This window comes from Corallincola holothuriorum (assembly GCF_003336225.1).
Taxonomy (GTDB): Bacteria; Pseudomonadota; Gammaproteobacteria; order Enterobacterales; family Neiellaceae; genus Corallincola; species Corallincola holothuriorum.
This window is the reverse complement of the sequence record NZ_QPID01000001.1, coordinates 650,541-670,978: the sequence shown is the minus strand read 5'-3', so window position 1 is coordinate 670,978 and position 20,438 is coordinate 650,541. Positions and strand designations below refer to the sequence as shown.

Sequence of the window (20,438 nt, the reverse complement as noted above, 5' to 3'; positions counted from 1 at the left end):
CAACACTGAAAGTGCAGCTTTGTTTGCCATTTAAGTACACCCATTCTAAAGCATTAATGAGAACCTGAGTATGAGTTGTTGGGAAGTTTTGGGCATAGCGCCAACCTCGGATAAACGTACGATCCAGTTGGCCTATACAACGCTGCTTAAACAGTGCAATCCAGAAGATAAACCAGAACAGTTCAAACAGTTGCGTAAGGCGTACGAAAGCGCCAAGAAAGAAGCAAAGCGTCAGAAGAAGAGCGCAGGGTCGGCATCAGATAACAAAGAAGATGCTTTAACCTTTGCGCCCCAACCCCCTGTATCTCCAGCATTGGACAACAGTGCACAGGAGCTACAACCATTTGCCTCAGAAAGTGATGAGGAAGAGTTTGAGGACCCGAGTCGTTCGGATCCTGTTGCACCGGTTGCCGTTGAAATTTCTGAACCGATCACTGCTGCGCGAGGTAAAGCGAAAACAATAGAGCAGTTGCGTTATTCACTGCGGCAACTGTACATGGATGTCGCTGAGCGAGGTAACCCTGAAGCGTGGAAGCAATTGCTTGATTCTCCAGTGTATTGGGATCTTGATCAGAGCAGTGCGGTCATGCTGTGTACACTGGAGTTTTTAAGCGAGCACCTGTTGTTGCCGCCAGAGGTACTGAGTTACTTAGATAGCGCCTTGAAGTTGTCTGCGGAGCAAAGTAATAGCCTCAATGAGACCATACGGGGATTGGCTGAGGCTATTAGCAGGCATTGTGCGACCCGTTTACAGCGCATTCCCTATGAGTTTAAATTCGATGAGACTCAGGCCATTGAACCGCTTATACAGCATTTAGAACTGCGCCATACGATAGAAGAGTTGTGCATCTTTGGTCGACCTTCTCAGGATAAACTTCAGTCATTGCTGAGTCAGATCCGGCCAGCATTCGCAGAAGATATTTCGCTATTCACCTATGTCGCGAGAACCGCTTTGAGATGCGGTCTGTTTCAGATGGCATGGCACTGCCTGAGTAGTGTTGAACCGTTAATTGCTGTGGATCAGACTGAGTTTACACAACGCCATGGACCTGTGATCAGAGAGTTGCAGGCTCGTGTGCTTTACGGCCTGAAAGACTTTGCTGCTGCAGCAAAACTAATCACTGAGTGGGCTGTTGACTCGCGGGGGGAGCCGTCGCTGATAAAGCTGCATGCTCAGTGTCTTATCCAATTAGAACAGTTACCGTCGGCCATCGGGCTGCTGGAACAGGTCATTAAACAAGTTCCTCAGGATATTGAAGCTCGCGCATTGCTGGCGTCAGCTTGGCGTAAACAGCTGGAGCACTTGAAGCATCGATTATCACAACCACATAACGAAGATATTCTTGAGCGGCAACTGGCGAGTAAACGCTATGCCGAAATATTGCAGGTTATCCAACTGTATCCGCACGCTTATGGCGATCGAAAAGAACAGGCTAGAGGCGAGTGCTTACGAGCAATGGATCTGGACTATTTTTGGGATGAATGGCAGCAGCGATTGGAAGATGGAAAAAAAGTTTGGCCAGTGATCGCGGACGTCATTGTATATGCGTTGGATAAAGTTGATGACGAAACATTCGTGGAATATATCTGGCCAAATGTGCAACAGGAGCTCGACCTGGAGCAGAATGATTTGTACGGGTTGCAAAGCTATGCGCAGGCGCTGGCCTACCTGAGAGCCGTCGATCTTGATGCCATTGAGTTGAATGAAGAGCAGCGTCATTCAGTTCGACATGCCGCCCTTAATAGTTTGATTAGTTCCCTTCAATTCGACAATACCTGCCCAGATAAGCGCAATGCATCTGAGCTGGGCATGAAGCTAGCCAATGAGTTCAGGCTTACGATGGAGTTTTACGACGGTCACTTTCTCGACTTCTGCTTCAACCTAGAGGCATTGGCGCCTGAACGGGTGTTGTATCAAGCTAAGGCTGACGCATTGGAGCTAAGAAATGAGTTCCAGGCTGCGGCAGAGGCTTACTTGCAAGCTGTTCGTTTTCAGCATGAAGAAGCCTCTCAGCACATAGAGTGGCTTGAAAAAGCGCGCGCATGTTGTGACAACATTGAGTCACCAGAGTCGTCTCTGACTGAACTACAGTCGGCGATTACTCAGCAATTAGAGGCGTTACAAGATCCACTTGTCGTAGGAGGTCATAATGAATAAGCAACAACTGGACGCAGGCTGGACGTCAGAATGGTTGACTCCGACGCAGAAAACTTGGCTATTGAGCTTGTGCGCTCATTTGTGTCAGCAGAACGGCATGAATCAATATCAAACGATGGCGTTGGTTGAGCCAGAGAATGAAAAACGTTGTACGTCACTCAGGCTCATGTTGGAGCGAGATTACGAGGTGACGTCGGCAAATGAGCTACGGGATAGAATTAACTGGCTTCATTCCACTCAAGCCAGCAAGGATTTTTTTGCTATCAATCAGCAATTTCTTCTGGCTGATAAACGTGACTATATGGCTGTTATCGATGCTGAAAGTGATACCGTTTGGCGCAATAGAAAACGCTTAATTGAGCCACACTGTTGGAGTTTAAGAGATTGCGGCGTTAAAGGGTTTGATATCGCTCGGATCGTATTCTTGGTTCGAAGTGCATACACCGTTGGCATGGTTAGCTTAGAGGATGCTTGGCGATATCTGATCGATGCCGGTAGGGTGGCGCAGAATCTATTTGCAAGTGCGGAGCAATTTGCCACCAGTCATTTAATTGGGCGTCTTTATTGGAACAAGGCAGATTTACTCCCCAGCCCAGAACTGGACGGCGCGATGGAAACGGCTTTTGAGCATTTGAACGCCATCCTGTCTGATCCGTCTCATCCTTGGTGTCAGTTATCGTGGCACTCTGGCTTGTAGAAACCTGACGCTGAGTCACTGGATATAGGGCTAACCTTCAAGCCCTAGCGTTATCATTTTCGTATTGTCTCTCTTTACTCGCCTATCATTAGGTGATTGATACCGCTAACAGCCTAACCCATTGAAAAATTGTGGATTTATTCGCCTGTCTACAGCCCCTATTTGTGTGATATACATCTCAATACCTGAAAGGTTGATTGATTTTCAACCGGCTCATCATTCATCTTACCTCGCCAACGTAACATCTTAATAACATTAGATTAACATTGTTCAAGCGCTTCTTGCTGCACAGAAACAAGCCTTTTTGTTGTTTACGTCAACAACAAATACTCATGCTTATATGGATGATTTCATGAAAACTAAAATGTCTCGTCGAGACTTCATTATACAGTCAGCACAATCAGCGGCAGTGGCTACGGCCGCTGTATCTATTGGCTTGCCGGGGCTGCTGCAAGCGGCCGAGATGCAGAATGCTGATGCAGGTGATGATTATAAAGCGCTGGTATACATTTTTCTGGCTGGTGGTAACGACAGTTTCAATATGGTTGCCCCCAAGGAGGATGGTGTACTTCGTACGCGGTATGAAGAGAGCCGACAGAATGCTGCTCTTGCTAAAGAAGATCTTGTTGCATTGAATCTATCCGAACCGCCGCAGATTTATAATGATGAAAGTTACGATGGCTTCGGCATGCACCCACAGTGTACTGATATGGCCGATATGTTTAATGCTGGCGAAATGGGAGTTATCTGTAATGTGGGTAACCTACATGAGCCAACATCTCGGGAAGAGTTTTTAAGTGGTACGGTTACATTGCCGCCACAACTTTTTTCACACTCTGATCAGCAAAGGCAGTATCAAAGCGAACCAACGTCGCGCTTTAGCTATGGCTGGGGTGGACGTGTAGCTGAATTAGTAAGTGATAGGAATCCTGATTCGAAAGTTTCTCCGTTGATCTCTGTTGCGGGTCTTAATCCATTTCAAGTAAGTCGCGACTCTGAAGTAAATACATATGTGTTGAGTGATAAGGGGCAGGTCAGTCTCAGAGGTTTTTTTGCTGAACGCGAAGAGATGGTTGAGGCATATATGAATGCGGGCTCTTCGCATTTGATGTCGGAGAAGTATCAGCAGACCTTTAGATCAGGCATCACTGCGGGTGCGGTAGTGGCTGATGCGTTCAGTATCGCTGAAGCAAATAATACTGATTACGACGGGATATTCAGTGCGACAGGTGCTGATACAACGACTGTTGGCCGACAGCTGAAAACGGTGGCAAAAATGATCGCCGGACGAGCGAGCAGCACCAATCAGCGTCCCATTTTTTTCGTCAAGATGGGCGGATTTGATACCCACCAAAATATTTTGGCTGATCACAGTGCGTTGATGGAAGACCTCAACGCGGCGCTTAAATCATTTCGCGATGCCTTAGTGAGCCAAAATGACTTCGATAAAGTTCTGAGCTATGTCGGTTCAGAATTTGGCCGTACATTTACGCCAAATGGCAATGATGCCGGTGCTGGTACAGACCACGGTTGGGGCGGGCATGCGCTTGTTTTAGGCGGAGCTGTGAATGGAAGTCGCTTCTTTGGTACACATCCTGATTTTCAGATGGGGCAGGGCTTAGATGCCGACAAGAACAAAGGTCGAGGGCGATGGATCCCAACAACCGCAACGTCACAATGTTCGGCTGTACTCGCCCATTGGTTGGGCACCCCTATGGATGAGTTGAGTTCGGTTTTTCCGTCGATGACTAACTTTCCCGACCCGTTTGCAGAGAGCACTAATTTGAATTTCTTAAATATGGGAGACGCGTAATGAATGGCTCTGTCTTGTTGCGTCTTCTGGTCGTTGCTTGGTTAGCATCAGGTTTGATTGCTTGTGGTGGTTCCGGTGGTAGTGACGACGATTCGGTTATTGTGCCCACGCCAGATCCTGATCCGACCCCAACACCGGACCCTGATCCAACTCCGGACCCTGATCCGACACCGGACCCTGATCCGACACCGGACCCTGATCCAACGCCGGACCCTGATCCGACACCGGATCCTGATCCAACGCCGGACCCTGATCCGACACCGGACCCTGACCCAACGCCGGACCCCGATCCGACTCCGGACCCTGTGCCTGTAACGGTTTCTATATCAACTTTAACTGCTGAGGCGTATGAGCAAAGCAATGATATAGCCAAATTTATTGTTGAACGGGACAGCACCAACGGTTCATTCGCGCTGCCTTATCTCGTGGCCGGATCATCAGACCAAACCGAGGGCTCTGCATCTGCTGCTGACTACGAGTTGGTTTACAGTGATGGTGGTGTTGTCGGTGCTGAAATTGAATTTTTGCAAAGTCAGAACCGGCGGGTGATTGAAGTTCTCCCTCTCCGTGACGGCTTGCACGAGGTGCCTGAAACCTTGTCGATAACCCTAGTCGCAAGTGAAGAGTATAAATTGGGCGCTAACAAGACCGCTGAAATTGTCATTAGTGATGCCAAAAATACAACGGAAAACGCCAAAGTATTTATTGGTTTGTTCGGGCCTCAAGGCGAAGCAGTAACGACAGCAAGCGGCACCGTGAGTCTTATTTTGCAAGGTGATAATACCAAAGCAAAACTCAGCTATAACTTCTTCAATTTGAGTTCAGTACAAACCGATCAACATATTCATTTGTCACCATCGGGCACAATGATTAAGGATATCGAGACCTTAGGCCCATTAACTGGCTTTGAGTGGGATTTAGTCCCAGGTGGCATATTTGTTACCCGACAGGAGATGTTAGATGCTTTGTTTGCTGGAGAGTTGTTTTTAAATATCCATACGTCAAATTATCCAGCGGGCGAGATCAGTGCCCATTTTCGTTACGATGAAAGCGTAGAACCGCCAGAAGAGATAGAGTTAACGCCGGAAGATGTTGACCGGGATATTATTCGGTTTTTGACTCAGGCCACGTTCGGTGCAACACCAGCAGAGTATGAGGCATTGCGCAGCCAAATTGATTCAGCGGGAACGAATCGACTACAGGTTTATGATGCCTGGATTGAAGCGCAAATGATGGCGCCACAGACCTCTTTGTTAGCTTTGACCGATGCTTCTAATTCCGCATTTGAAACCCGAGGCTTTGAAGATCGCCAAGATGGTTTTTGGACTATAGCCACTTATGCTAAAGATCAACTGCGGCAGCGGATGGCTTTTGCATTAAGTGAAATATTGGTTGTTTCAGACTCGGTAAATATACTGCGTAATGCACATCGCGGACTGGCCGATTATTGGGATTTGTTAGGCCAGAATGCATTTGGCTCATACCGGGATCTACTTGAAGATGCGTCACGGCATGCGACCATGGGGCAGTGGTTAAGTCACCTACGTAATAAGAAAGCCGATCCTGCTAGTGGTTATTATCCCGATGAAAACTATGCCCGAGAAGTGATGCAGCTATTTAGCTTTGGCTTGGTGCAACGGCAAAAGAATGGCGCTATCCGTCTAGGTAGTGATGGGCTTCCTGTTGCCACATACGACAATGAGGTCATTCAACAGATGGCTCGGGTCTTTACCGGCTTGGCCATGAGCGCCCGGAATATTGATGGAGAGATGGTCGACAATACCCAATTTGGTTTGGGCGGCGGCGGGGTGCCAGAGACTCAATATCGTTGGACTGAGCCGATGAAGTTCTTTCCTCAGCATCATGATTTTGGTGAAAAAATACTGTTCACCGATCAGGGTAAAACTTTGATCATCCCCGCTTCAAGCGATATGTCTACAGAGGGCGCCGATGAGGAACTCCGTAGCGTTATTACTGCTTTAGCGAGCCATTCCAGTGCAGCGCCTTATATTGGCCGAATATTGATACAGCGTTTGGTGACGTCCAACCCTAGTGCTGGCTATATCAAGCGAGTGTCTGATGCTTACGGTACGTCGGGTAATCTCAAGGCGATGGTCAAAGCGATCCTATTAGATCCGGAAGCCCGTAATCCGAGTGTGACGGCATCATCTACATTCGGCAAAGTGAAAGAGCCGATACTGCGAGCGACTGCGTTGATGCGACTCTTAACTGCACATTCAAGTATTCCGTTAGACGACTCTGAAAATGGCTTGAACTATGAGTTTGCGGATCGCTTTGATGCGGGTGCCACCATATTACGAGTAGGCAACTTTGATATCGGCCAGCGAGCATTAGGCGCTCCGACAGTCTTTAATTTCTTCCTGCCGGATTATTCGCCTGCCGGGGAACTAGCTGCCAATTCGTTGACCGCGCCAGAGTTAGAGCTAATGACCGAATCCCGTCAGTTTGCGACCTTGAATGCATTCGATAAGCTGATTGGCAATGGCTTGGTGCGAGGTACAGTCGATGACAGTGGTTCATATACTCTAGATCAGGCGAGGGTTAAGTTAGATATCAGCCACCTAGAAATGCTTTGGGAAGGCAGTGACGGCGACGACGAAGTGAAAGCAGAGGCGGTGGTCGACTATCTCGATTTCTATCTAAATGCAGGCGCATTCGCAGTATTAGACAGTGAAACCAAGTCGATCATCGTATCGACGCTGGCAGACGCTCGCGAGTCAAAACGTTTTAATCTAGCGGTCTATGGCATGGTAAATGCGCCAGAGGTGCTAGTGCAGAAGTGATACAGCGAGACTTCTCATAGAATGAGCCTCCAATGGAGGCTCATTCTATTTCGGCTGAGACCGCCTCGTGCATCAAGATTATGAAGATGACAGCTTTCAGCGCTGCTACGTTAGCGGTAGGTCCAAGCTAGTACCCGTGTGATCTTATTGCCTTGAGCCATCTCTATCTCTCGAATGTCAGAAGCACCAAGCTTGCGCAGCCATTGCTTCGCGGGTTTTACATTGTCAATTTTGGATACCAAGCTACTGAACCAGCGGCATTGAGATGAATAGTCGCGGCTCTCCTTGATGAGTTTTTTGAGAAACATGCGTTCCCCCCCTTTGCACCATAGCTCTGCCTCCTGCCCACCGAAATTTAGAGCGGGTGAGGCAATGTTAACTTTGCCTGCGGCATCGTCGACGCCCCGATGACGAGCGAGATTGTTTAGTTTTTGCTGACTGCCTTTACGTGCTTCTTCCGGTGAAGCGTGAAACGGTGGATTACACACGCTGATATCGAAAATATCACCGGGTTTAATGATCCCTTTGAAGAATTGATTCTTATCAGTCTGTAGGCGCACAGAGAAGCGCTCTTTTAGTGATGGATTGTTGTTGATGATGGTGGCGACATTATCCAGTGATTGGGAATTGATATCGCTGCCTACGCAGTGCCAGTGGTAAGTTTGGCAAGCCAGTATCGGATAAATGCCACTGGCACCGGTGCCAATATCTAGCATGGATATTGTCGGCTCGTCTTTGGTTTGACCCTTTGATGGCTCATCAATGCCAAGCAACTCAGCGACATAATGGATGTAATCAACTCTGCCGGGGATTGGTGGACACAGAGCGCCGTCAGGGATATCCCAATCAGTCGTATGGTAGTAGGTCTTTAGTAGCGCAGCATTGAGAGCTTTGACTGCCTTTGGATCGGCAAATGGAATGGAAAGGTTGCCGTGTGCGTTGGGCTTAACGTGGGGGGCCAGTGGCGGATAACTCTTCACCAGAAGAGGAAAGTCATACCCTCTTTTGTGTTTATTCCTCGGGTGTAGTCCTTTGCTATCTGTGCGGGATTGACGTTTATTTCTTGACAGGTTTTTGCGCAATGTCAGGTGTCCGAGGTGATTGATGAAGGAGCGGGCTATCCTATTTAACTGGATTATACCGCGATTATCTTAGCGCTGTGTGAGTAACTAAATGGTTGTTGCACTGACTAAAGAGCCTTCTTGGTAACCACAGGATTATAACTAAGTGAGCAGTCATGCTAATTTTCGATCCGGTATTAAAAGTACTAAATGAGTCAGCTTATGTCATTGCTGAGACGCTGAGAACGAATAATCGGCAGCCATTGATTTGTAGTATTGGCAGCCTTTGCCTTTGCTTTTACTGTGCAGGTGCAGGGCTGTGGCTAATCAGTCGATTTGATGAGGTGGAAACTACTAACCGCATCCGGAGAGTGTGACATTTTGAGTAAGAGCTGGGGTAACAGATGCTGAACATGAACTTTAAACAAGCAGTGGTGATCAACGTTGCCGAGTTGGATTGGATCGCCAGTCCCTCTGCTGGTGTGCTGCGTAAACCTCTGGCGCGTGATGATAAGGAGGCGGGACATGTCACCAGTATCGTTAGGTATGAAGCTGGATCGTGCTTTAGTCCGCACCCACACCCTTTAGGAGAAGAGATTTTTGTACTCGACGGTGTGTTTTCTGATGAGAGCGGTGATTATGGTGCGGGTACGTATTTGCGTCACCCACCAGGGAGTGCCCATGCACCGTTTAGTGAGCAGGGATGTACCATTTTCGTTAAGTTAAACCAGTTTGATAGCCGCGATGGGCAAACGGTACGTATCGACACTTCGACGAGCCCGTGGCAACCGGGTATTGGTGGCTTAGAGGTGATGCCGCTGCATCAATTTGAACATGAGCATATTGCTTTGGTCAGATGGCCTGCGGGTGAGCGCTTTCAGCCCCACCGTCACTTTGGCGGAGAAGAGATATTGGTTTTATCGGGCGAATTTAAGGATGAGCACGGTAGTTATCCTAAGGGCACTTGGATAAGAAGCCCGCACATGAGCCAGCACTATCCGTTTGTTGAAGAGGAAACAATTATCTTGGTGAAAACCGGGCATTTGCCCTTTGATCCTTACAGCATCAGTTGAGATTGTTTTGTCAGATGTCGTTAAAGTTAGGGTACTATGTTGAGTATATTGACGGTATTGGCGCAAGCTATTTGCTTCTGCTGCCTCTAGTCAAAGGTGCGATGGTAAGGGAATAACGATGAAAAGTAGATTTTTGATATGGTGTTTGGCGCTGTTTATTTCGGCCCCTGTGTTGGCTGAATGGCAGCTGATGAACGACCAATCGGTAGTGAGTTTTGTCTCGATTAAGAAAAATTCAGTTGGTGAAGTTCATCAGTTTAAGCAAATCTCTGGTAGCGTTGCGGAAAGTGGTGCGGTCAATTTAGTGATTGACCTGAGTAGTGTCGAAACCAATATTCCGATAAGAAATGATCGCATGAAGGAGCTGCTGTTTGAGGTGGCATCCTTTGCTACCGCTGACGCTAGCGGGGTGATCCCCATTAGCCGCCTTTCTGCGATGAAGGCGGGAGACAGTTACAATCTGTCGGTTCCGTTGAGACTGTCACTGCATGGAAAAGAAAAACAGTTTACCGCAGAGCTGACGATGACCCGCCTTAGCAAAGATAGATTGTTGGTGACCTCATTTAAACCTGTAGTGATCTCCGCTAAAGATTTTAACTTAGAGACGGGCATCGAAGCGTTGAGAAAAATAGCCAATTTGTCAGATATAGCGACAGCCGTACCGGTTTCCGTTAGTTTGGTTTTTCAGCGGCAAAGGCGTGTTGGAAGACAAATTGATTAAGTCAGTATGCTGATTACAAACCGCGTCTGATATTGCTCCTCCTTCCATTGTTAGCCCCTTCGGGGGCTATTCTCTTTGGTCAACTGACTACTTTGCCCCCCAAACTTATATGACCCCGTTGATAGCCCCCTAATTGCACTGCTTGAACAGGTCAGGCTGGCGATGGGCGCTGGTGGCCGATGTTAAATCATCGAAGTTTTTCTGTTTGCTTGGTGCAATAACTCCTCTCGCAACAAAATTGAGTGGTGGCAGCCCAGATCCACTTGATCATAGGAGTAATACTCTTTATGCCGGCATGGATCAGCATTCAAATCGGTAATTACCGAGATAACATGCTGAATTAGCAACCCATTCCTGAAACTTCCTTCTACACTTGAATCTGTTGTGTGGTGGAATGCGCATAGCGTCAGGGTTGAAGGATTTTTATATAAGGGTTGAACGGATGAAAAAATATATTGCGGAACTGGTTGGTACATTCTGGCTGGTACTCGGTGGTTGTGGTAGCGCGGTATTGGCGGCTGCATTTCCAGATGTGGGTATTGGTTTGCTTGGTGTATCGCTGGCGTTCGGTTTGACGGTACTCACGATGGCGTATGCCATTGGCCATATTTCCGGGTGTCATCTTAATCCTGCGGTTTCTATTGGTCTTTGGGCCGGAGGGCGTTTTCCGGCAAGTGATCTACTGCCATATATTGTCGCTCAGGTGATTGGTGGCTTAGCTGCGGGTGGTGTGCTGTTTGTTATCGCCAGTGGCGCTGTCGGTTTTGATGTCTCCTCTGGTTTTGCTTCTAATGGTTTCGGCGCACATTCCCCCGGTGGTTACTCATTAACCGCGGCGCTGGTGTGTGAAGTCGTGATGACCATGATGTTCCTGTTTGTGATTATGGGCTCTACTGATTCCCGAGCGCCTGCTGGATTGGCTCCCATAGCCATTGGCTTGTGTCTGACGCTTATTCATTTGATCTCTATTCCGGTGACTAATACCTCGGTTAATCCGGCACGTAGTACCGGTGTCGCACTTTATGTCGGTGATTGGGCCGTTAGCCAGCTGTGGCTATTTTGGGTTGCTCCCATCGTTGGTGCGGTGATTGGTGCTGTGATCTACCGTTTTGTTGCCAGTGGTGATGAATAGTTATTAACGCGCTATTTAGCTAAAAATCCCGTCATTGTGCGGGATTTTTAGTTGTGCCTCTGCTTGGCGACCTATCACTAATAGATATTGCGCCTGTCGGCATCATTCGTAGCAGAGTGGTGACGGATCATTATTAAAATATATTTGATAATGATTCATTATTTTCCCTATTTTAATAGTCTCAATTAAAAACTATGCTTTCATCTGTTGGCGCATCGGCGACCGGATGACCACCTTGGTTCAAGTAATAAAGCGTTTATGCTGGGTAAGCGCAGAGGTGTTTTTCGTGATTAAACGAAGCGTACTCATGGCTGATTAAATCAACCCACATAAGGGTTAACCCGAAGAGGAAACAGAGATGGCCCTAACTATCGTTGCTAATATTATCGCTAAAGCAGAAAAAGTAGATTTGGTGAAAGCTGAGCTTTTAAAGTTGATTGATGTCACCCGAGCCGAGCAGGGTTGCATCAACTATGACCTGCATCAGGACAATGAAAACCCAGCACACTTTATGTTTTATGAAAATTGGGAAACTCGTGAATTGTGGCAGACCCACATGGGCAACAAGCACTTGGCTGACTACATGGCCGCAACAGAGGGCGCTGTAGACGAATTTACACTCAATGAGATGACAATCGTCTCATAGGTTGGCCTGTTCGAAACATGGAGAATTTCAGCGATGCTACTTGATACACCTATCTGTGACTTTGGCTGGAAAGCGCCAGACTTCACCTTACAAGATATTGATGGCAATCGTTTTAGTATGCGTGAACAGCTCGGCGATAAAGGCTTATTGATTGCTTTTATATGTAACCATTGCCCTTATGTTCAGCGCATCGCTGAGCGTTTAGCACAAGACACCGATCTGTTGATGGCTGAGGGGATTAATGTGTTAGCGGTGATGTCCAATGACTACCAATCGGTTCCGGCTGACTCGCCAGAAAAGATGAAAGTTTTTGCTAAAAAATATGGCTTCAATTTTCCCTATTTAGTTGATGAAGAGCAATTGGTTGGACAGGCATACGGCGCGATCTGCACGCCTGATTTCTTTGGTCTGAATTGCCAAGGAGAGTTGCAGTACCGTGGCCGGTTAGACGATGCTGGAATGGGACAACATTCGGGTCGGGTTGCCGAACTGATAAATGCCATGAGAATGATTGCGGAGACAGGTGTGGGGCCGAAAGAACAACACCCCAGCATGGGGTGTTCAATTAAATGGCGTGACACAATGTAGCCACTTTGGTGATGACTGTTTAGCGAAAATGTTCAGAAGCATAGCGCCAAACATCATTATCAACCCGGAGATAATTGGCAGGATCGGAGAAATCGAAAGTTTCCCGATCCCCGCCGAATGTATAAATGGCCTGCGTTTGTCCCCAATATCCCTGTTTATCGACTAAGACCGCGAAATCGTATTTAATCTCACTGGGGCTGAGGCTATTCCACGGAGAGTCGCTGACTTTCCGCCAGTGTAACCCGTGGCGACTTACCCAAATATCTTGTGGGTTTTGCGGCAGGCCAAAACCACCGAAGCAGACAATATGATGGTACAAAGTTGCACATTGATGACCTGGACGCGCTGACCAAGCTGCATCTGCGGTTACTAACTCCCAGTTTTTGCCATTTCGAGATCGCCATACATCATTGAAGTAGGGTGGTTTACAGTTAGGCTGGGGCTGACAAAGAAAGCCATTTTCACCCCCTAGCAGGTAGATATAGCCATCTTTGGTTAACGCTACAGCGCCTGCTCGAGGTTCCCATGGTGCATTGTCGGTGAGCTGTTTCCACTCTTTACCATCGCGACTACTCCATACATCATTAAAATATTTTCGTGCGGGGCCGTTGGGGCCGACAATCGCTGTGTCGTCGTTTTTGGAGCCTGCGATTACAAATATTCGATTGCGCATGACGACAGCACTTAGCCCTGCGCGGCCTTGCCACGGTGCGTTGGCCGTCATCAACTGCCACTCTTTGCCATTTTTACTCCGCCATACATCATTAAAAAACTCGGATGAAGGCATCTGCTCCTGACATGTTGGGACATCGTTGGGGCAGGGGGCTAGATTGAAATTCTGCCCTCCCAATACATAGATATAGCGGCCTTTGGTGACGGCTTTGAAGTAAGCTCGGGCTGGCCAATGCTCCTGGTCATTGCTGCCGACAACCTGATCCCAGCTTATTCCTTTGTCTTGGCTGACCCATACATCCCCCCAAATGACACTATCGCCTGGAATGGTAGAATTGTTCGGTGTTCTTCCCCCCATAAGAAAGAACTTTCTGCCTAATTTAACGACTTGCAGTCCGGCTCTGGGCGACCAACGCGCTGCCGCGTTTACCTCATGCCAGTGGTAATTTTCAAAGCTAAGCAAAGACTTATGCCCCTGTTTAGCTAAGTAGGAAACGATTTGCACTAATAATGCACTTGCGGTGGTTCTATCTTGATCAGCGTTACTTTGAAAGGAGGGTAAAAACAGCAGCGTAATAAGCAATAATCGACTAATTTTCGCGTTCAAAAACATGGGAGGCCTCACCTTGTTAGGTATTCACCTCCTTGTGTCTTTATTTGCTTCTTTATCTGTTTACTGAAAACGTTGTTAAGTGGACTGCGTCAATCTAACTGACTGATAATTACCAGTTTGATTAAAATGTAGTCAACAACGAGGAAAGTGCAACAAAGCACAAAAATGCTCTCTGGATCCCGTTTGCCATCTATGTATTGTCACAAATTGTTGAGCATCTGCCATATTAGAATGGATGCGAATACTACAACTCACACTGTCACTTGGATTGCTTCTTTTATATTCGGCACCCTCTGCCGAGCCGCTCACGTTGGCAACGATGCCGGTCAGCGAACAGCAAAACCGCGCTTTGTTAAATGAGATCATGCGGTTTCGCGAACTGAATCCGCAACACCAAGTTAGCGTTAGGCATTATGGCCATGAAGAGTACAAACGTTTGTTGCCCAGTATGTTGGCAGGGCAACATGGCGACGCCGATGTTTTCTTTTGGTTTGCTGGTACGCCAATGGATGTTCTAGCAAGCAAGCAGTTGTTAGCGCCACTGGATAAGTTATGGCCGTCAGCCGAATGGCCGCATAAGTTTTCCCCAGGTGTGTTAAGCAGCGTAAGCAGTGATGGCCATATTTATGGTTTGCCGTTTTCACATTACGGTTGGGGCTTCTACTATCAAAAATCGCTATTTAAACGCCTAGACTTGCAGCCGCCCCAAACTTGGCAAGCGTTCCTGGCCGTGGCCGAAAAGCTCATTGACGCCGGAGTCACGCCATTTGCTTTAGGTAGCAAGCACCCTTGGACGCTAGCGGGCTGGTTTGATTACTTGAATATGCGAGTGAATGGACCCGCGTTTCACCAGCAGTTATTGCAGGGCAAGGTAAGTTTTACCGATCCGCGAGTGACTAAGACGTTTCTTTATTGGCGACAACTATTAGACAAAGGCTATTTTCCAGAACGGCACGCTAGTTATAGCTGGGATGAAGTGCTACCGCTGTTCTTTCGTCAACGAACCGGCATGCTGCTTATGGGCAGCTTTTTCGTTAATCAGATCCCCGATCAGCTCCAGCCAGACATTGGATTTTTTCCGTTTCCTACCATAACGCCTGATCTGTCAGTGGGGGAGAATGCACCGACCGATATCTTGTTGGTTAAGAGAGGCGGGATGGTCAACCCTGCCGTGAGTGCGTTTCTTCGACACATGGGCGATCCCGTTGTACAGAGTCGGGTGAATGCGGCGATCATGACATTGCCGCCTCATCGAATGGCGAGCATGCCTGATAACCCTGTACTGCAAAGTAGTGCGCAGGCATTACAAGAAGCGGATCAGTTGTTTCAGTTTTTTGATCGAGAGGCATCACCTGAATTAACGAAACAGGCGTTAGATGCGTTTGCAGAGTTTATGCGCAACCCACAGGGCCTGGCGAACCTGTTAGCAAAGTTGGAACGCCAGCGTCTTAGCGAACTGCAGGAAAACAACAAGTAGTGAGCCAACTCCGCCTTAACAATACAATCTTCTTAATCGCGAGTTCTATTCGTAGTCGTAGGGTAGCTTTTCGCCTGCTGTAATAGCGAGTTCAAGGGGGCTGTCCCAAATAATTGGGCAGTTCCAGAATGTACTGTGGGCACAATTGAGATTAAACGTGTAGTTAAAATCGATGATGAAGCCTTCGCTTGGGGCTTGTGCCAATTTCACAACGAGTTCGCGTCCACCACCATAGGTGGTGTCACCATTGGTTTGGTCTTTAAACAGGAACAGCAGGTAATCAAGCGGGGGCTCTCCTGATTCGTGATAAGCCGACATCGTGACGGATTCACCGTCTAATTTGAAAGCCACAGTTCCCACTCTCACCAGTGTGTTTGTTAGCCCTTGCACCGTTTGAAAAGAGACGGTGTTAAGTTCCTCCGCTGCAGTGAAGCTGGCAGTGGTACGCATTTTGGGGTTGTAATCGTAGTAGTGGTGGCCTTTAAAGTTTTCTACTTTGGGATGGTTAGGATCACGGATAAACGCGCGCAAACCACTGTCGTGCAAGGCGCCAACGGTGATAAATAGCTCATCATTAGGAAGCGAGAATTTTTCATCCGCCGTTATTAGACGAAACTTGCCCTTTTCCGATATCAGCGCATTTTCACCATCAAATGAGAGGGTTAACCGTGAGCTGTTTGCTATCTCATTGCTTTTGTCTTCTTCCTGCCAGCGGACCTGTTCGGCACCTAGGCTGATATCTAAGCTGACTGTGTCCCCGGGGCGCATATAGCGGGCATCGCGGATATTGAGAAAAGAGTGCTGGCCATCTTTGCTGTGACTGTTCTCTTTTTCTACCCATGCTTGCCAGTTCGCCGCGTCTTGTATTTGTGCTTCCGTTAAAGGGCGTTCACAAGCACTTAATAGCAATAACGCTGAGAGGCTCAGCCCACAGATAGCTAGCTTGGGTGAAGTGGCGACACTGAACTGCATGGGGAATTTCCTTATATTTCTTGATGCAGTTTAAGCTAAAGCATCTTTTAACTGCTGACCAGCGAGAGAATTTGTCTCTGTGAACTGATTTCGATCCTAAGATTGAAGGTGAGACCTTAATCAAATGACAGGTGCCCACCATGAGAAGTCACGATTTATCCGCTGCCCTAAAAAGAACGGCTGATTGGGTGAGTGAAAACGGTGATGCTGAATTTTGGATCCTCGATACTATTGACGATGGCAGAGTATGGATGGGGCGCTTTAAAGGTGTCTCCCCCTGGACTTGCCATCCAGATGCGGATGCGTTGATCCACCAGTTAGAAGGTGAAGCTACGATTGTTGTTAGGGTCGCTGATACTAACCAGAAGCATCTGTTAAAAAGTGGCCAGTTGTTTGTGGTCAGACAGCATCTTTGGTATCGCATAGAATCAAACGGATTGTCGTTACAGTACGGTACCAACCGTGGCGAAACGCTGCATTCAGAACTACCAGAAAAGACACATTGAATAGCTAGTAAAGGCGCCGCCCAAGCCCGACTGTAGGGATCGAACGAGGGCGGCTTATGGTCGACTGCTCCACTTTTTCGGCACCTGATCCCTGGTGAGTGGAGAGCGGGTATATATAAACAAGAAAATGTGCAGACAATATGCACATCTCTACGAAGACGGTTTTTTATTTAACGGGGAGTTTTTTATCTAACGGGGAGACAAGGGGCTATGGTCAATGAAAAATGACCCAACAGCCCCTTGCAGTCAAATTGCTAAGCAGGAACAGCGCTAGCAATTTGTATTGCCGATTTGGCTGATTTGAACAACCTCTCTAATGTCAGTCGCAGTACCCAACGGATAAAAGTGTATGTAAGGTCGGCAGCTTTGACCGCTTTCTTGTTTCCTGCAAATGTCAGCATACAACCGAGTAATCCCAGCTCTTGCTCTGCATAGACAGGGGACATACGGGCGATGTCTTCCAATTTTTGTGCGATCACATCGTAGATAGTTAGTGTTGTACCGATTGCCGCTTGAGCAACAACCGCTGTATAAAAGCCTGCATCTTTTAGTAATGTGATAAGCGCATTGCTGATCCGCTCTTGCCAGTAGACTGAGAAGCTGACCTGATGCCGATCACTGTATTTTAAGCGCACAGGGGTTAGTTGTTTTCCTACTGAATCTATATGCATCTGGGTGTAGTCATTAAACCGCCCAGCATTTTCGATATAGCCATCCATTTTGTGCGCTGCCGGGTTGATCCCTCTGGCACCATCCAATCTGTAATCCGCACCCGCATGAACAAATGGCCAGACTGGTACCATTGGCACAGGATCGGCACCGTGGACGCAACGGTAGATATTCTCCATTTCACCTTGCGTACTATTGGCATAATCTTTTCGGCCAACCCGCGGTGCACCGAAGGTATAGACGCTGACGGGCACATGGTAGTTGGCTCGCAGCCAGTTGGCGGTGAGGTTAGCCAGTGCGCCGCCAAGGCTATGACCAACACAGTGAACAGGGCCAAGTTTTATCCCTGGTGCGCTGAAATAGCTTGTCAGGTTCGACTTCATGGAACGGAAGTTGTGATTAAAGCCCGCATGGATCCGCTTATTATTTGGCCCATTGGTAACACCGCAGTGCAGATCAGTCACTGCATCACGCCCTGACGCTGTGCCGCGAATAGCGACGATGTGATGATTTGAGTAAGGGGAGTTGGGTCTGCCTCGACCGATCACACCAAAGCCCGTTTTATGATTGAATAGGCGTTCAAGCAGAGTACCGCTGACACCTTGGATCAGGTTGCCAGAGAAATCGAAATCATGAGCGAGTATTGGTGGAACGTCATCGGCATTGATTCCATTCTTGGCCGTACGTGATTCATACGCAAATTGTGCCGTTTGCGCCGCAAGTTTGGGGCTGAGAGAGTACATTATCGTCGTCCTTTACGAAGTACATTTAGTATGTTCGGTTGTATTCTTCAAAAATTATAAAGTCATCAGACCAACGAGCTAAGCTAGTTGCGAAAAAATCAATGTTAGAATTTTTATTATTTTTGAATTCAAATTTGACTAGTTTGGATGTCAAGTCGCAGTTAAGAGAACCCAGCTTCTTTTCATACTCTGGACGCTTTTCTATGCCATGGAATGTTGAGCGCCAAAGTTTATATTTCTGGCTACACCTCTCGGCAAAGATCTCTTGGTAGGTGCGGCTGACATCAAACATGCTTCCAGGCTTACGGGAACGGATGTTTACCTCTGGAAATGAAAATTGCCCGTTATCGTCAGTCGTGGTGTAATCAAGGCGTTCATTCTCGTAGTAATACGTTAGGCTACGCGTGATCTTTACGCCTGACACTGGCTTGCCCTCAAGCAGTATCTGTCCTTTGACTTCAGGACAAAGATTGACATCAAACTTCTTGAATAATCCGAACATACCGACGCTACCTGTGATGAACAAAAACAGCAGGAAGATGACGTTAAGCGTGTGGGATGGTGCTTTAAAAGTGGGGAACAGCTTCACCCTACTATCGGGGCTGCTTTCACTCCATGAACACGCCGTTTTCTGCGGTCAACTCCTTTGACTGCAGGAAGTCTACGCGAAGATATTTATCGAATCAACGTCACTGATTTATTAACGAAATATTAGCTTTTTATTAGGTTGTCGCGATGCTGTCCTATAGCGTCGTTTGACTAACTTACCCTGTCGAACTCTTCAAAGAGATTATAGTCATCATCCCAGCGACAAATGCTCGTGGCATAGTGGTCTTTATTGGGGTTCTTACTATTAGGGAACTCAAATTGGGCAGGCTTAGATTTTAGCTCACAGATAAGCGAAGCTAATTTTTGGGAGTAATCTGAACTCTTTTCTATCCCATAATACGGGGACAACCAGAGCTTATATTCTTGAGCCTTGAAAGATGCGGTAATTTTTTGGAGTGTGAATTCTACGCCAAACATGCTGCCTGGTTTGCGTGAGCGGATATTAATCTCTTCTAAGATAAAACGTCCGTCTGCATCTGTCGACACGCAGTCAACTCGCTTCTTTTCATCCATAAAACCAAGGCTACGGGTGATTTTTATGCCTGCAACAGGCTTGCCCTCAAGCATTATTTGTCCTTTGACTTCAGGACAAAGATTGACATCAAACTTCTTGAATAATCCGAACATACCGACGCTACCTGTGATGAAAAAAAACAGCAGGAAGATGACGTTAAGCGTGTGGGATGATGCTTTAAAAGTGGGGGGAGCAGCTTCACCCTATTATCGGGGCTGCTATCACTCCATGAACACGCTGTTTTCTGCGGTCAACTCCTTTGACGGCAGAAAGCCTACGTTAAGTTATCTATTGAATCAATGTCACTGCGCTTTCAGCAGTAACGGCTCGGCATCGTTTTGCGCCTCGGGTGCGGCTTGTTTAAATGCCTCCAGTTCGTTGCACCGTGACCAGATCTCGGTGATGCGAGGGAAGCGTTCCATACTGATGTTAAATCGCTTGGCGTTATAGACTTGCGGGATCAGGCAAATATCGGCAAACGTGGGCGTGTCTCCCACTGCAAACACGCCGCCAGTTTCTGCGAGCTGCTGTTCGATAGGCACAAAACCCTTGTGCATCCAGTGGGTCATCCATCTGTGTTTTTCTGTGTCATTTATCCCTAGGTTTTTTGTTAGGTATTGCTGCACCCGCAGGTTGTTCAGCGGGTGGGTCTCACAACAGATATCTAAGGCCAATGCGCGGCTTTGTGCACGCTTGAGCGGCTGGCAGGGTAACAAGGCGGGGGCTGGGTGACGCTCCTCAAGATATTCCATGATCGCCAATGATTGTCGTAGTACACCGTCGGGAGTGCCCAGCGTAGGAACCAGACCACTGGCGTTGAGCGCCGTATATTGCTGACTATGTTGTTCGCCACCATGCTTAACTAGGTGAACCGGCTCGGTACGATAGCTCAGCCCCTTTAGTGCTAAGGCGATGCGCACGCGATACGCTGCTGATGATCGCCAATATGAGTACAGTGTATATTCCATGG

The 20,438-nt window shown here is 47.7% G+C and carries 18 protein-coding genes; 11 read left to right on the top strand and 7 right to left on the bottom strand.

Annotated elements, in window-relative coordinates; genetic code table 11:
- The first annotated feature begins 70 nt into the window (after positions 1-70).
- The 4 genes from DU002_RS02875 to DU002_RS02855 all read left to right on the top strand — a co-directional run bounded on the left by DU002_RS02875 (position 71) and on the right by DU002_RS02855 (position 7,472).
- Entirely contained in the window at positions 71-2,158 is a 2,088-nt protein-coding gene (locus tag DU002_RS02875; protein WP_114336829.1) for a J domain-containing protein, read from the top strand.
- The gene (locus DU002_RS02870) at positions 2,151-2,855 is read left to right on the top strand and encodes a DUF1266 domain-containing protein (protein ID WP_114336828.1); all 705 of its coding nucleotides are present in this window, start codon (positions 2,151-2,153) and stop codon (positions 2,853-2,855) included. Before DU002_RS02875 ends, DU002_RS02870 begins: the two co-directional genes overlap by 8 nt.
- Positions 2,856-3,207: 352 nt before the next feature.
- Positions 3,208-4,668 (top strand): DUF1501 domain-containing protein, encoded by a 1,461-nt coding sequence (locus DU002_RS02865; RefSeq protein WP_114336827.1) that lies wholly within the window; start codon positions 3,208-3,210, stop codon positions 4,666-4,668.
- The gene (locus DU002_RS02855; RefSeq protein ID WP_158537945.1) at positions 4,668-7,472 is read left to right on the top strand and encodes a DUF1800 family protein; all 2,805 of its coding nucleotides are present in this window, start codon (positions 4,668-4,670) and stop codon (positions 7,470-7,472) included. The genes DU002_RS02865 and DU002_RS02855 overlap by 1 nt, the downstream gene beginning before the upstream one ends.
- A 110-nt stretch (positions 7,473-7,582) precedes the next feature.
- Here DU002_RS02855 and rlmF read toward each other — a convergent pair whose 3' ends face one another.
- The gene (gene rlmF / locus DU002_RS02850; RefSeq protein WP_114336825.1) at positions 7,583-8,554 is read right to left on the bottom strand and encodes a 23S rRNA (adenine(1618)-N(6))-methyltransferase RlmF; all 972 of its coding nucleotides are present in this window, start codon (positions 8,552-8,554) and stop codon (positions 7,583-7,585) included.
- 383 nt (positions 8,555-8,937) lie between these two features.
- Here rlmF and DU002_RS02845 point away from each other — a divergent pair, with 383 nt between their 5' ends.
- The 5 genes from DU002_RS02845 to DU002_RS02825 all read left to right on the top strand — a co-directional run bounded on the left by DU002_RS02845 (position 8,938) and on the right by DU002_RS02825 (position 12,693).
- Entirely contained in the window at positions 8,938-9,606 is a 669-nt protein-coding gene (locus tag DU002_RS02845; RefSeq protein WP_114336824.1) for a cupin domain-containing protein, read from the top strand.
- A 118-nt stretch (positions 9,607-9,724) separates the two neighbouring features.
- The gene (locus tag DU002_RS02840; protein WP_114336823.1) at positions 9,725-10,327 is read left to right on the top strand and encodes a YceI family protein; all 603 of its coding nucleotides are present in this window, start codon (positions 9,725-9,727) and stop codon (positions 10,325-10,327) included.
- Positions 10,328-10,769: 442 nt separating this feature from the next.
- Positions 10,770-11,459 (top strand): aquaporin Z, encoded by a 690-nt coding sequence (gene aqpZ, locus DU002_RS02835; protein ID WP_114336822.1) that lies wholly within the window; start codon positions 10,770-10,772, stop codon positions 11,457-11,459.
- A 358-nt stretch (positions 11,460-11,817) separates the two neighbouring features.
- Entirely contained in the window at positions 11,818-12,105 is a 288-nt protein-coding gene (locus tag DU002_RS02830) for a putative quinol monooxygenase (protein ID WP_114336821.1), read from the top strand.
- 33 nt (positions 12,106-12,138) lie between these two features.
- Positions 12,139-12,693, top strand: coding sequence for a thioredoxin family protein (locus tag DU002_RS02825; protein WP_114336820.1), 555 nt, complete (start codon positions 12,139-12,141; stop codon positions 12,691-12,693).
- A gap of 19 nt (positions 12,694-12,712) precedes the next feature.
- On the opposite strand, the gene DU002_RS02820 is transcribed toward DU002_RS02825, so the two are convergent.
- Complete coding sequence (locus tag DU002_RS02820; protein WP_114336819.1) at positions 12,713-13,978, bottom strand: Kelch repeat-containing protein; 1,266 nt, start codon at positions 13,976-13,978, stop codon at positions 12,713-12,715.
- 235 nt (positions 13,979-14,213) lie between these two features.
- Here DU002_RS02820 and DU002_RS02815 point away from each other — a divergent pair, with 235 nt between their 5' ends.
- Positions 14,214-15,455, top strand: coding sequence for an ABC transporter substrate-binding protein (locus tag DU002_RS02815; RefSeq protein ID WP_114336818.1), 1,242 nt, complete (start codon positions 14,214-14,216; stop codon positions 15,453-15,455).
- A gap of 45 nt (positions 15,456-15,500) precedes the next feature.
- Here DU002_RS02815 and DU002_RS02810 read toward each other — a convergent pair whose 3' ends face one another.
- Complete coding sequence (locus tag DU002_RS02810) at positions 15,501-16,427, bottom strand: DUF1684 domain-containing protein (protein WP_114336817.1); 927 nt, start codon at positions 16,425-16,427, stop codon at positions 15,501-15,503.
- 140 nt (positions 16,428-16,567) lie between these two features.
- Here DU002_RS02810 and DU002_RS02805 point away from each other — a divergent pair, with 140 nt between their 5' ends.
- Positions 16,568-16,933: a cupin domain-containing protein gene (locus DU002_RS02805; protein WP_114336816.1), complete on the top strand. Its 366-nt coding sequence runs from the start codon at positions 16,568-16,570 to the stop codon at positions 16,931-16,933.
- A gap of 254 nt (positions 16,934-17,187) precedes the next feature.
- Here the strand turns inward: DU002_RS02805 and DU002_RS02800 are convergent, their stop codons facing one another.
- From DU002_RS02800 to maiA, 4 genes are all read right to left on the bottom strand, one after another.
- A complete protein-coding gene (locus tag DU002_RS02800) occupies positions 17,188-18,345 on the bottom strand; it encodes a lipase family protein (RefSeq protein WP_114336815.1) in 1,158 nt (385 codons plus the stop codon).
- Positions 18,346-18,370: 25 nt separating this feature from the next.
- The gene (locus DU002_RS02795; protein ID WP_114336814.1) at positions 18,371-18,934 is read right to left on the bottom strand and encodes a DUF6795 domain-containing protein; all 564 of its coding nucleotides are present in this window, start codon (positions 18,932-18,934) and stop codon (positions 18,371-18,373) included.
- A gap of 170 nt (positions 18,935-19,104) precedes the next feature.
- Positions 19,105-19,581 (bottom strand): DUF6795 domain-containing protein, encoded by a 477-nt coding sequence (locus tag DU002_RS02790; protein ID WP_114336813.1) that lies wholly within the window; start codon positions 19,579-19,581, stop codon positions 19,105-19,107.
- Positions 19,582-19,770: 189 nt separating this feature from the next.
- Entirely contained in the window at positions 19,771-20,436 is a 666-nt protein-coding gene (gene maiA, locus DU002_RS02785; protein ID WP_114336812.1) for a maleylacetoacetate isomerase, read from the bottom strand.
- Positions 20,437-20,438: the final 2 nt, after the last annotated feature.